Genomic DNA, 12,483 nt, shown 5'->3' with positions numbered 1-12,483 from the left:
AGATGAAGTTTTTTTAATATGAATCTTGCAGGCGGGGCAATGCTTGACATTGGCGTATATGCACTTTCTATTGTAAGAAGCTTCATGGATAAAAAGCCGGAAGAGGTCGTGAGCCAGAGAAAGGTATCACCAACTGGTTCAGACGAGCAGGCAACCATCTTATTAAAAAATGATTCAGACCAGATGGCAACAGTTGCGCTTTCCATGCATTCTAAGCAGCCAAAGCGGGCAATGATAAGCTGTGAAAAGGTGTTTTTATAGCTTTTAGGCATTCATAAAAAACACTCATGGTTACAGGTTAAGGAAATCGTAAGAATCCGGGCATTGACGTGACACATGATATTGATTAAGATGGAATAAGATGAGAGGTAAGGAAGTTAAAGAAAATGGAAGCTTATAGTAAAGATACTTATTTCATGAATATATTAAAGCAGGTTGAGGCAGAAACCAGAATTTTGCAGTCCAGGGAGCATATCCAGCATGGAACCACCACGGTATACGAGCATTGCGTTCAGGTGGCATATGAAAGTTACCTTTTTGCAAAAGAACATCAGCTTCAGGTAGAAATGGAGCAGCTGATCCGGGGTGCATTGCTTCACGATTATTTCTTATATGACTGGCATAACCAGCTGACGCCGCATCATCTGCATGGATTTTTCCATCCGGGTGTAGCACTGCGGAATGCCAGCATGGATGTGGAATTAACTCCGATAGAGCATGACATTATCAAGAAGCATATGTTTCCGCTGACGCTGGTGCCGCCGAAATACTTGGAAAGCTGGATTGTCTGCTGGATTGACAAGAGATGTTCTACCAGAGAGACCTTACAGCGCAGATGCAGGGAGGAAGTATGTTAGTACAGGTAAGAGAATTTATGGGCACATGCGGAAATGTGTTCCTGCATTTTCTGGTAGCCGGCAGAATTTATTTCCTGTGGTTTGTGATTTACAGTGCAGCAGGATGGCTTTATGAATCTGCCATTTGCTCCCAGATAAAATATCATAAATTTATCAACCGTGGCTACTTAAGAGGTCCGTGGATTCCGATTTATGGAGTGGGAGCAGTGCTTAATTACTGGCTCATCGGCTGGATTGGAAATGTGCCGGCAATCTTTGTGGCAGCCATGTTTACCTCCGGCGTAGTAGAGTATATTACTTCTTATGCGATGGAGCGTATGTTCCACAAACGTTGGTGGGATTATACCAGATACAGATATAATCTGAACGGGAGAATCTGTCTTTATGGCTGCATCATATTTGGAATCGGAAACGTGATACTGCTCCGCTTCGTTCATCCGGTAATCATGCAGCTTACCGCAGCAATTCCGGAGCTGGTGCTCACCAGAGTGGTACTTTTCCTATATATTCTCTTTGTAGTTGATGTGGTTTATACGACCGTACATATGGAAACCGTCCGTGCAAGAATGGAAAAGCTGGCACGGCAGATGCGGGACCGGAAAGAATGTTACCTTTATATGGCAGGGGAGCAGAAGGAGTACTGTAAAATTTACTTCGAAGAGAAGAAGGAGCGTTGCAGCAGTTTTGTGGAAGAACGGAAAGAATTGTGCGTTCAATATGTGGAGAAAGTGAAAGACCGGTTCCGGGGGTAGAAGAAAAGAATGGATAAAAAGAAATATGCGATAATAGCAAATGTTATACTATTAATCTGGTATTTTCTTGCTATGACAGGAGTTAAAATTGGCAGCAAATATTTGGTAGAGGGAGCATTCAGGGATGAATGGATGTTTATGGTTATTCCTGTAGTTACATTTTTGTTATTTGTTTTTGCAGGAAAAATCGGTAAATATATTCATTTGATATGGCTTTCCATGTGGTTTATAACACAATTTTTAAGCCACGAGTGGTATACAATCTTTGGAAATGGATTTATGGGAAATGTAGAAAATAAGATAAAATATTTTAAGGATTGTATTCAGGTAGTAAACATTTCTGGAAGATATGTTCCGGATTTATATCATATTATACTGCATGTGTTAATTATACTTGCAATAGTTAGTATCGTTTTAGTGTCTGATAAACCCCAAAATAATGGATAAAAGTTACACCGGATGGTAATGGCAGTAAAGTGGGATGGAGAGGCAGTTTATTTTATAAATATTTTACTTGTTTTCTTCAAGGGCATTTGTTACAATCAACACAAAGCATATATTCTGATTTTCGAGTGGCGAAAGCCAATCTAAATTTCTGGTATCAATTCAATGAATTCTATGCTTTTAAATTCTAATTACAATTTACGAACGCATAGTGCATTGGATAGGTGGAATTTCAGAATCGGAAATGAGATTATGATAACAGTACCTGACAAATAAGTTTGAACGATATGAAAATTCGTTCTTACGAAAAGCCAAGTATATCATCCTGCTTTTCCTTGCACTATGGGAAAAGGAGGAAACATGAAAACTTTAGAAGAACTGAATCTGGTGGATGACTTTCTGGTAAACAGCCTGACCAGCCACAAAATTTACGGGGAACAGTCGGCGAGGTACATTTTGGAATGCATTCTGCACCGGCAGATAGGAAAGCTTACAGTAGTGCCGCAGCGCTTCTTCTGTGGAGAGAATACAGAGACTCACGGCATTCGGCTGGATGTATATCTGGATGAAGAGAACGGAGAAATCTTTGATATAGAACCAGACCAGAATGATGGAAAAGAAGAAATCGTATCACTGCCCCGAAGAGTCCGTTTTTACCATGCGAAGATTGACGCAGGAAATCTGACAGCAGGGGATACCTATGGGAGTCTTCGGAATGTCATCGTAATCTTTATTACAACTTATGATCCTTTTGGACTGAATCGTATGGTGTATACAATCAAAAATGGATGTATCGAAGTACCGGAATTAGAATATGAGGATGGCGCACAGACGATATTCTTGTATACAAGGGGAAGGGAAGGAAACCCGCCGGAGGAATTAAAACAGCTACTGCATTACATGGAGCATTCATCCATAGAGAATGCTCCATCTGAAAACTTGAAAAAGTTACATCGGATGGTAACGGCAGTTAAGCAGGATGGAGAGGTAGGTCTTGCATATATGAAGAGTTTTGAGAGAGAAGAGCGGATTCGAAAACAAGGCGAAGCAGAAGGAAGAAAAGCCGGACTGGAAGAAGGTAAGAAAGCTGGTTTAGAAGAAGGCTTGCAGGAGGGAAAAGAAGTAGAAATCATAAAGCTCGGTAGTAAATTTGGAAAATCAGATGCCGAAATCCTGGCATTGCTGCAGGAAGAATTACAGATAACGGAAGAGCAGGCAAAACAGGTATTAGAAAAGTATGGAAAGACTTTGGATTTATAAAGCGATAAGATTTAGAAAGAAATAGCGGGTTATAGGGCAAAAAAGAGTTGTACCGGAACGTCCATCAGGACAAATCGGTACAACTCTTTTGGCTTTTTAATAGATTATTTCATTACAATTTTACAGAATTTCTTCTTTCCACGTTTCAGAACAAATTCTTCTGCATTTTTGATATCATCCGGAGTATATGTGGTCTTGATGTCGGTTACTTTTTCGCCGTTGACGGTAACACCACCCTGCTCTACGGCACGACGTGCCTCGGAACGGGAAGCACAAAGTCCGGCAGAAACAAGAAGTCCCATGATATCGATAACGCCATCGCGAAGGTCTGCCTCTGCAATTTCAGCAGCAGGCATATCTGCATGATTGCCGCCGGAGAATAATGCTCTTGCACTCTCCTGTGCTTTTTTGGCTTCCTCTTCGCCGTGAACTAGATTGGTCAGTTCGTAAGCTAAGATTTCTTTTGCCTGGTTCAACTGGCTGCCTTCCCATTTATCCATTTCGTCAATCTGCTCTAACGGCAGGAAGGTTAACATACGCAGACATTTTAATACATCTGCATCGGAAACATTTCTCCAGTACTGATAGAAGTCAAATGGAGAAGTCTTATTCGGGTCAAGCCATACAGCACCGGACTGTGTTTTACCCATTTTCTTACCTTCGGAATTCAGAAGAAGGTTGATGGTCATCGCGTAAGCATCTTTTCCAAGTTTACGACGAATCAGCTCGGTTCCGCCTAACATGTTGCTCCACTGGTCATCGCCACCAAACTGCATATTACAGCCATATTTCTGGTATAAGGTATAGAAGTCGTAGCTCTGCATAATCATGTAGTTAAACTCTAAGAAGCTTAAGCCCTTTTCCATACGCTGTTTGTAGCATTCTGCGGTCAGCATACGGTTTACAGAAAAATGAGCACCAACTTCACGCAATACTTCAATGTAATTTAAGTCCATGAGCCAGTCAGCGTTATTTACCATAAGAGCTTTGTTATCGGAGAAATCAATAAAGCGGCTCATCTGTTTCTTAAAGCAGTCACAGTTGTGCTGAATGGTTTCTGGTGTCATCATCTGACGCATGTCAGTACGTCCGGATGGGTCACCGACCATGGCGGTTCCGCCACCAATCAGGGCGATAGGCTTGTTGCCAGCCATCTGGAGACGTTTCATTAAGCAAAGTGCCATGAAATGTCCAACGTGAAGGCTGTCTGCGGTTGGGTCAAATCCAATATAAAAAGTAGCTTTTCCATTGTTGATGAGCTCTCTAATCTCAGCTTCATCGGTTACCTGGGCAATCAGTCCACGGGCAACTAATTCGTCATATAAAGTCATAATAAAAATCCTTTCTGAAAATGTATTTTTTAAAATTCCGGGAAATATTTTTATCCTGTTTCCCGCATAAAAAAGCCCCCGTCCTATGAAAGGACGAGGGCGAAGTCTCGTGTTACCACCTTTTTTCACAGATTATTCGCATAACCTGCCTCAGTAAGTGTCCTCCACCGACAGTACTGCCAACTGCAGTGCCTTAGGGATATCCGGCAACTTACGCATCGATAACGTGTGCTAATCCGTCGCAGCCTACTCATTCAAATTTGCACAAACCATTCATTTGTAAAGTTTAATTTTGATTTGACAAATATAGAATATTTGGTGCGAAGCTCCGGGATGTATTCATAACAAGCTGCCCCTGTACCTCTCAGCAACCGGTGACTCTCTGTAGGTTTCCTTTGCTATTACTCGTTCCCATCAAAGCCTGTAACTGCCTTAATTATCCCCATTATAGGGGGTAACTTAAAATTTGTCAAACATAAGATTTTAAAAGCCGGATTTAAAAATTTGTTATTTATTGTTTAACAAATCTTAAGGAAATGTAAATTGACAAATTGCTTTAATTGTGTAATTGTATTAATGGAGTAATACACAAAAAGAAAATTGAAGATAAAAGGAAAGTTCATTCGTTTTAGTAAACAGAGATACAGGAGGTTAGGAAAATGAAGAAAATTACATTTACAGTACCTTGTTACAATTCACAGGATTATATGAAACGTTGCATAGATTCCCTTCTGGTATGCAAGGAGGAAGGGGAAATTATCATTGTAGATGACGGCTCTACCGACAGAACCGGAGAGATTGCTGACGAGTATGCAAAGGAATATCCGGATATTGTGAAAGTCATACATAAAGAAAACGGTGGACATGGTTCCGGCGTAAATGCAGGACTTGAGGCAGCTTCAGGGACTTATTTTAAAGTAGTGGATTCTGATGACTGGCTGGATGAGGAAAGCTTAAAGGAGCTTCTTTCAGAGCTTCGGGAATGGGAATGGCAGGAAAAAGAAGTGGATCTGGTAGTCTGCAATTACGTCTATGACCACCTTTATGAGAACAGGACAAAGCCAATGCGCTATACCAATGTATTTCCGGAGAAGAAGCTTTGTACCTGGAATGACATGGGCAATTTTAAGCCGTCCCAGTACCTTGTGATGCATGCGTTGCTTTACCGCACCCAGATATTGCGGGACTGCAGGCTGCAATTGCCGAAGCATACTTTTTATGTGGATAACATATTTGCATATAAACCATTACCTTATGTAAAAAATATCTGCTATCTGAATCTGGATTTGTATCACTATTTTTTGGGAAGAGATGACCAGTCCGTAAATGAAAAAGTCTTAATGAAGCGGATTGACCAGCAGATTAAGGTAACCAAACTGGTGTCAGACTGCGTGAACCTTGGTGAGGTGTCAAAAACTTATCCGAAGCTGGCAGCCTATATGACAAGAAATATCTCTATCATGATGGCAATTTCTTCCATCCACCTGCTGCTGATTGGAGATAAGGAAGCTTATGCGAAACGGGAGAATCTCTGGGAGCATATAAAGGCACTGCATCCAAAGCTTTATAGCATTTTAAAATACCGGAGATTAAGCGGATTTACTTATCTGCCGGGTGGTGCGGCAGGCGGCTTTGTAACCCTGACCGGCTATCGCCTGGCACGGAAAATGTACCAGTTCCAGTAAGAAACAGCAGAAATCGTATAAGAGGATAAGAAAATGGAAAAATTATACATCGGATTAGTAGATACTCCGGGGCTGTTTGCGTGGATGATCCGCAAAGCCATCCGGCAGGATTACATACATGTGGTGCTTGGCATGGACGAGATGCTGGATGAGTGCTACAGTGTGGGAAGAAGATTTCCTTCAATACCGCTTCTGGCGGGCTTCGAGCGGGAAGAAAAGGAGAAAATCATGCGGGCATTTCCAACGGCGCGTTATATGATATTTGCCATAGACTGCACGGAGGAGCAGAAGGAAAATATCAGAAAGCAGCTGAAAAAATGCTATGAAAACCGCTACAAATATCATTACTGCATCGCAGGGCTGCCTTTTATTTTATTGCAGAAGGAATTCTTCCGGGAGAAACGCTATACCTGTTCCTCCTTTATTGCCCGTGTGCTAGAGGAGAATGGATTAAAGCTTTTTTCGAAGCATTTTTCATTGGTAACTCCAAAAGATTTTTATGAATTAGAGCAGAAAGAGGTCATCTATGAAGGAGAACTTAAGCAGCTCATCCGTATGGAGCAGTATCGGACAGAAATTGCATAAGAATAAAAAGAATCTCATCAGTGTCCTGCTGTTTCTCTTACTGGCGGCACTGACTTTCTCTGCTATCTGTAAGGGAAATGATATGACAGAGGTTGCAAAGGCAGTAAGAAAAATGGATGCGTGGTATCTCTTTGGGGCCATGGGTCTGGGGATTTTCTTCGTATCGGCAGAAGGGCTGATGATCTGCTATCTTCTGCGGGCACTGGGAAATCCCGTTGCAGCAGGCAGGTGTATCAAATATTCCTTTATCGGATTTTTCTATTCGGGAATCACACCGTCCGCTACAGGCGGACAGCCGATGCAGCTCTATCATATGAAAAAGGATGGGTTAAAAATATCGGAAAGTACTGTGGTCTTAATGACGGTAGCAGTGCTTTACAAATTTGTGCTGGTGGTGATTGGACTTTTCATGCTGCTGTTTGGCTATCATCCGCTAAAGAATTATCTGGGAAGCTATATGTGGCTTTTTTATCTGGGACTTCTGTTAAATACAGTGCTGGTGATTTTTCTTTTAATCGTGATGTTCGGGCCAAAGCTGTTTCACAATATTGTGACAGGAGTAGAGCGGTTCTGCGTGCGGATTCATCTGCTGAAGTATTCGGAGGAGCGAATCGGGAAACTCTCCGGCTTTGTGGAAAAATACCGTGAGACCGTGCAGTTTTTTGCCGGACATAAGGGAAAAATCGTGGCGGCCACATTATTCACTGTGCTGCAAAGATGCAGTGTATTTTTCCTGACTTATCTTGTATATCTTGGCTTTCATTTAAAAGGCACAGATGTGCTTACAGTCATGATGCTCCAGGCATCCGTCTATATCGCCGTGGACATGCTGCCACTGCCGGGAGCACAGGGAATTACGGAGCTGATGTATAAGAGCATTTTCGCGGGAGTATTTCCGGGCACTTATCTTACAGCATCCATGTGTGTATCCCGTGGAATAAATTTCTACTTTTTGTTGATAACTTCCGCAATTCTTACGGTGATAGTATATATCTTCGAGCAAAAATGCAGTAGAAAGAAACCCGCAGAAACAGCCGAATACAATTGACTTTGAGAAAATTCCCTCATATAATAAAAGTATCAGTTTTATAAGGAGGATATAAATATGGCATGTTTTTTAGTTCCGGCAACGGAAGCTGCGGTTACCACAATTGCAGAGCATGTAGTAAAGGGGAAAGAGGAACGCATAAATAAAGAGGAAGTTACCTTAAGTGAGAGCAGTAAGACACCATTTTCTCATAAATTAAAATGGTTAAACCATATGCTTTGGGGCGGTTCTGCGCTGCTGGCATTTGAACATATCTGGCATGGCGAAGTGACACCATGGTTCCCATTTTTAACAGCAGCAGGAAATCCGGAGGATGCGATGGCAATGCTCCATGAGATGGCAACAACTGGTGTTGCCATGGCAGTACTTGTTACGGCTGTGTGGGCTGGTATGGTAGCAGTATCCAATGTCATCGAGAAACGTCCGGTTATCGGAACAGGTAAGGAGATACAGTAATGACTTTACTTACAGCAGCCATTGCGGCAGTGATTGTAACTTTGGTATGGTATTTTAAGGACGGCACCAACGAGATGCGAATAGGAACCTTAAGTCTTATGTACTGGGGCGCCACACTGATGTGGCTGGTAGATGCGGTAGTTGAGTACATAGAATTAAAGGCGGCGTATTTTACACCGGAACCGGTGGACATGCTGAATGATTTCTTTCTTGGAATATCCGTAGTGGTCTTGGGATTAATCATCTGGCTGATAATGTTTTTAATCAAAGATCCAAAGGGCGTGCTGCAGAAGCGGTTACAGAGAAAATAGAAATATTAATAGTCCCTTTTTTAAAGGTATATTCGAACAGCAAGAGTTTGCAATAGCTGACTCTTGCTGTTTTACTGTGCAGTGCAATTCTTGCACTTTAACTTATCTTCCGGTCAAGTGTTTTAAATTCCCTGTTTTAAAAAATTCCCGGGTAAATGAAAAACCTACACTTTCGGGTAGTTTACAGGCAGGTTATTCGTAATTATTATAAAAACAGATAAAAAGTGTTGAATCGTGTCGGAGGGGAATGCATGAAAAACCGGGATATGACCATGTATGGAAATTATGTGCATGACCGGAAGGAACAGCTAAAGGACTGGGTAAAATGCTTCTATGGAGACAGTTCCCTTGGAATTGCAGAAATAACTTATGCAGAAGTATGCTATCAGAGAGATGAATGTTTTGAAGCAATTACTACATTAGTTGGAATTATTCCATTTATAGAAAAAGAAGGCGAAATTGCTGTTCTGTTTATTGCTTTGAGCCTTCAGATGCGGATTATGATAGCAACCGGACAGATAGCGGTGGTATATCCGATTCTGGAAGAGATATATCAGAGGCTTCATAAGGAACAGAGTAGATGGCTTTTAGAGAATTTCGGAGCAATGAAAGCCTGGGGACTGTTGTATGATGGTGATGTGGATACAGTAACGGAATGGATGGAAAATGAGGCGCCCAGCGAATTTGGAGAACTGAATATGCTGGATACCTATAAATATATGATAAAGATGCGGGCATATATTCTGGAAGAAAAATATCTGGCAATGCTTTCGCTGGCAGAGTATTTGAGGGAGCCGCTGCGAAAGGGTGACCGCGTCATGGATTTATGTGAAATGAATCTTTTGTGTGCAGTCAGCTATTTCTTAAGTGACCGGAAAGAGTATGCATTTCAGCTTTTGGATGAGCTGCTTCCGATTGTAAAAGAAAGACGATTTGACCGGCTGATAGCAGATGAGCGTTCTAATCAGGAAATTGCTTTCCTGTAAAGTAAAAAACGCTCCGCGAGGATGCGCACTGCGGCGTATAAGGTAGATGTCGCAGGCGACCGCCGCAGGCGCGGGAATGTGCCAAGGCACATTTTTTGTTATAACATTCAGTTGAATTTATATAAAAAATGTGATACGTTTACTGAAGAGGTGTTAAACAAAGGTAATTATTTACTTTGGGAGCAGAAAATAAAGTGAGGAAGCGTATGACAGTAAAAGAAATTGCAAAGCTGGCGAATGTATCACCGGCAACCGTATCCAATGTACTGAATCACCGGAATAATGTGGGGGAAGAGACAAGACAGCGGATCTTAGAGATTTGCAAGGAAAATGGCTATGATATTAACAAGGGGAAAAATAAGAAGCCGGCAGAAGATACCAATACCATTCTTTTTAATTTCAGTGATTATGAGCGTAACTTTTATCTGAAAATCATTCATGGAATCAGCGATTATGTGTATTCCAGAGGATATGATTTAATGATATGTACCAATAAATCCTGTGAAAAATTTATGGACCCGGCATTGACTTGCGGAACCATCATGCTGGATATGAAATGTAAGAATTCCACTTTAATCCAGAAGGCAAATGAAGGTTATCCCATTGTGGCACTGGACCGGATTATGGATGTGCCGAATATTAAGAGCGTGGTAGTCAATAACTATGCGCCAATGGCAGAGCTGGTGCAGGGGCTGGTGGATAAAGGCTATCGCCGCTTTGGATATATTGCAGGAATAGATACGCTGGATAACCAGGAACGTTATCGGGCATTAAAAGATGTATTGCAGAAAAATGGAATTACATTCAGCCGGGAAAATTATTTCTTGGGAGATTATTATGAAAAGAGCGGTTATCAGTCAGCAAGACTGATGCTTTTATCAGATAATATTCCGGAAGTGTTAGTCTGTGCGAATGACAATATGGCAATCGGAGCAATGAAGGCACTGCGGCAGGAAGGTCTTAAGATTCCGGATGATATAGCAGTAACCGGATTCGATGGAACCGAGATGTCAGAACTGATGGGACTTACCACGGTAGATATCCCGGATTATGAGAGAGGCTATCTGGCGGCCCAGTTTCTGCTTCAGAATATTGCGGGAAGCTGCAGTTTTGACACCTTTAAGATTGCCGCGAAGGTTCACTGGAGAAAGACCACACGATAGAAAATAAGATAAAAAATAGGACATGGAAGAATCTTCTGGTACAGAGGGTTCTTCTTTTTTTCGCGAGTAGCGAGAAATTCGCAAAGCGTGTTTCGTGTAGTTTGTGAGAGTAGCGAAAATTTACTATAATAATATTGCTTGTTTTACTAAAAAAAGGTAAATATTTACTAAATTTACTAAAAACAAGTCTTGAAACGGTCGTTTTGCACAACAAAACCATGTAAAAACAGTGAAAAAGGTAGAAAGATAACGAAGAGGATTGACGAATTAGTAAAATTTATGTAAAGTATAGTTATCAAAAACAAAGCAACACAAGGAGGGTACAAAATGAAGAAGAGAAAAATCGTATCATTAGTATTGGCAACAGTTTTAGGTGCTTCCATGGTATTAGGAGGATGCGGTTCTAAGGGAGGATCTGATGCTTCCAATACAGAGGGCGCAAGCGGAGAGAGTAAAGGAAAGATTACCATCTTCCAGCAGAAAACAGAGATTTATGATCAGTTGAAAGAACTTGCTAAAGACTATGAAAAAGAGACCGGTGTAGAAGTAGAAGTCTGGCAGATTTCCGGAGATGATTATTACCAGAACTTAAAGACTTATATGTCAAGTGAATCCGGTCCTACCGTATTTTCACTTTCTTCCAGCACAGAGATTGCGGAAATGTCCGCTTACTTAGAGGATTTAAGTGATTTGAGTTTCTTAGACAAGATTAATGATGACCTTATTGCAAAGAGCGATGATAAGACAGTCGGTGTTCCGATGACAGCAGAAGGCTTCGGACTGGTTTATAACAAAAACTTAATCAGTGAAGACCAGATTAATACAACCGATGCATTGGTTCAGACTATCAAAGATGCAGCAGCCGATGGGGAGACAGGACTTGGACTTTCACAGGAAGCGTACTTCTTAATCGGACAGATTTTAAATACTCCATTCGCATTACAGGATGATCCGGCACAGTTCTGTCAGGATGTATACGATGGAAAGGTAAACATCGCTGACGTAAAAGAGTTCCAGGAACTTGGACAGATTTTCGAAGCAATCAAAGAGAACCAGAAGAATCCACTGGAAGTATCTTATGATGACAACTGTGGTGACTTTGCAACCGGTAAAACAGAAATGATTCATCAGGGTAACTGGTGCTACTCCCTATTTTCATCCTATGATGTAGACTTTGATATGGGAATTGCTCCATTACCAATCGCAGGCAACAAATCCATCGCAGTCGGTATTCCATCTGTATGGTGTGTAAATACAGACGCAAGTGACAGTGACAAACAGTTAGCAAAAGATTTCTTAAACTGGTTATATACAAGTGAAACAGGAGCTGATTACCTTACCAACAAATTTGGATTCATTCCGGTAGTAGATGGTATGGAAGCTGATAACTTAGACCCATTATCACAGGCAGTATCTGATGCAATCGCAGAAGGCAACATCATTCCTTGGACATTCAATGAGGAGTGGCCTGCAGGTATCATCACAACTTACCTGGTACAGAACGCAGAGGAATACTTCTCCTCGGATATGACAACCGATGAATTCTTAAGAGCATTAAATGATTCATTCGTAACAGCAGCAAATGAGTAAACATTAATTGCAGGT

General features: G+C 41.4%; 13 protein-coding genes and 1 pseudogene. 13 read left to right on the top strand and 1 reads right to left on the bottom strand.

Annotated features, from left to right (window positions below):
* Positions 1–9: 9 nt before the first annotated feature.
* From DWW33_RS10320 to DWW33_RS10300, 5 genes and pseudogenes are all read left to right on the top strand, one after another.
* Positions 10–258 (top strand): annotated as a pseudogene (locus tag DWW33_RS10320) (Gfo/Idh/MocA family protein); the annotation flags it as partial.
* Positions 259–386: 128 nt separating this feature from the next.
* Positions 387–857: a phosphohydrolase gene (locus DWW33_RS10315; protein ID WP_117947259.1), complete on the top strand. Its 471-nt coding sequence runs from the start codon at positions 387–389 to the stop codon at positions 855–857.
* Positions 851–1,609, top strand: coding sequence for a putative ABC transporter permease (locus DWW33_RS10310; protein WP_158577478.1), 759 nt, complete (start codon positions 851–853; stop codon positions 1,607–1,609). Before DWW33_RS10315 ends, DWW33_RS10310 begins: the two co-directional genes overlap by 7 nt.
* A 9-nt stretch (positions 1,610–1,618) precedes the next feature.
* Positions 1,619–2,056 carry a hypothetical protein gene (locus DWW33_RS10305; RefSeq protein WP_117699244.1) on the top strand — a complete coding sequence of 146 codons (438 nt, stop codon included), beginning with the start codon at positions 1,619–1,621 and terminating at the stop codon, positions 2,054–2,056.
* Positions 2,057–2,413: 357 nt separating this feature from the next.
* Complete coding sequence (locus tag DWW33_RS10300) at positions 2,414–3,313, top strand: Rpn family recombination-promoting nuclease/putative transposase (protein WP_118639439.1); 900 nt, start codon at positions 2,414–2,416, stop codon at positions 3,311–3,313.
* Positions 3,314–3,417: 104 nt separating this feature from the next.
* Here DWW33_RS10300 and tyrS read toward each other — a convergent pair whose 3' ends face one another.
* Complete coding sequence (tyrS, locus tag DWW33_RS10295; protein WP_022242538.1) at positions 3,418–4,644, bottom strand: tyrosine--tRNA ligase; 1,227 nt, start codon at positions 4,642–4,644, stop codon at positions 3,418–3,420.
* A 659-nt stretch (positions 4,645–5,303) separates the two neighbouring features.
* On the opposite strand from tyrS, the gene DWW33_RS10290 reads away from it, so the two are divergent.
* From DWW33_RS10290 to DWW33_RS10255, 8 genes are all read left to right on the top strand, one after another.
* Positions 5,304–6,329, top strand: coding sequence for a glycosyltransferase family 2 protein (locus DWW33_RS10290; protein ID WP_118542057.1), 1,026 nt, complete (start codon positions 5,304–5,306; stop codon positions 6,327–6,329).
* Positions 6,330–6,362: 33 nt separating this feature from the next.
* Positions 6,363–6,914 (top strand): hypothetical protein, encoded by a 552-nt coding sequence (locus DWW33_RS10285; RefSeq protein WP_117947264.1) that lies wholly within the window; start codon positions 6,363–6,365, stop codon positions 6,912–6,914.
* Positions 6,856–7,962, top strand: a complete 1,107-nt coding sequence (locus DWW33_RS10280) for a lysylphosphatidylglycerol synthase transmembrane domain-containing protein (RefSeq protein ID WP_118057742.1) — start codon at positions 6,856–6,858, stop codon at positions 7,960–7,962. The genes DWW33_RS10285 and DWW33_RS10280 overlap by 59 nt, the downstream gene beginning before the upstream one ends.
* Before the next feature lie 57 nt (positions 7,963–8,019).
* Entirely contained in the window at positions 8,020–8,418 is a 399-nt protein-coding gene (locus DWW33_RS10275) for a hypothetical protein (protein WP_118057743.1), read from the top strand.
* Positions 8,418–8,729 carry a hypothetical protein gene (locus DWW33_RS10270; RefSeq protein WP_118057744.1) on the top strand — a complete coding sequence of 104 codons (312 nt, stop codon included), beginning with the start codon at positions 8,418–8,420 and terminating at the stop codon, positions 8,727–8,729. The genes DWW33_RS10275 and DWW33_RS10270 overlap by 1 nt, the downstream gene beginning before the upstream one ends.
* A 251-nt stretch (positions 8,730–8,980) precedes the next feature.
* Positions 8,981–9,715 (top strand): hypothetical protein, encoded by a 735-nt coding sequence (locus DWW33_RS10265; RefSeq protein ID WP_118057745.1) that lies wholly within the window; start codon positions 8,981–8,983, stop codon positions 9,713–9,715.
* A 206-nt stretch (positions 9,716–9,921) separates the two neighbouring features.
* Positions 9,922–10,878, top strand: a complete 957-nt coding sequence (locus DWW33_RS10260; RefSeq protein ID WP_118057746.1) for a LacI family DNA-binding transcriptional regulator — start codon at positions 9,922–9,924, stop codon at positions 10,876–10,878.
* A gap of 327 nt (positions 10,879–11,205) precedes the next feature.
* The gene (locus DWW33_RS10255) at positions 11,206–12,468 is read left to right on the top strand and encodes an ABC transporter substrate-binding protein (protein ID WP_118057747.1); all 1,263 of its coding nucleotides are present in this window, start codon (positions 11,206–11,208) and stop codon (positions 12,466–12,468) included.
* Positions 12,469–12,483: the final 15 nt, after the last annotated feature.

This window comes from Roseburia sp. AF15-21, assembly GCF_003479505.1.
In the GTDB taxonomy this organism is placed as follows: Bacteria; Bacillota; Clostridia; order Lachnospirales; family Lachnospiraceae; genus Roseburia_C; species Roseburia_C amylophila.
Note: the sequence above shows the minus strand (reverse complement) of the source record. Positions and strands in the feature narration are given on the sequence as shown.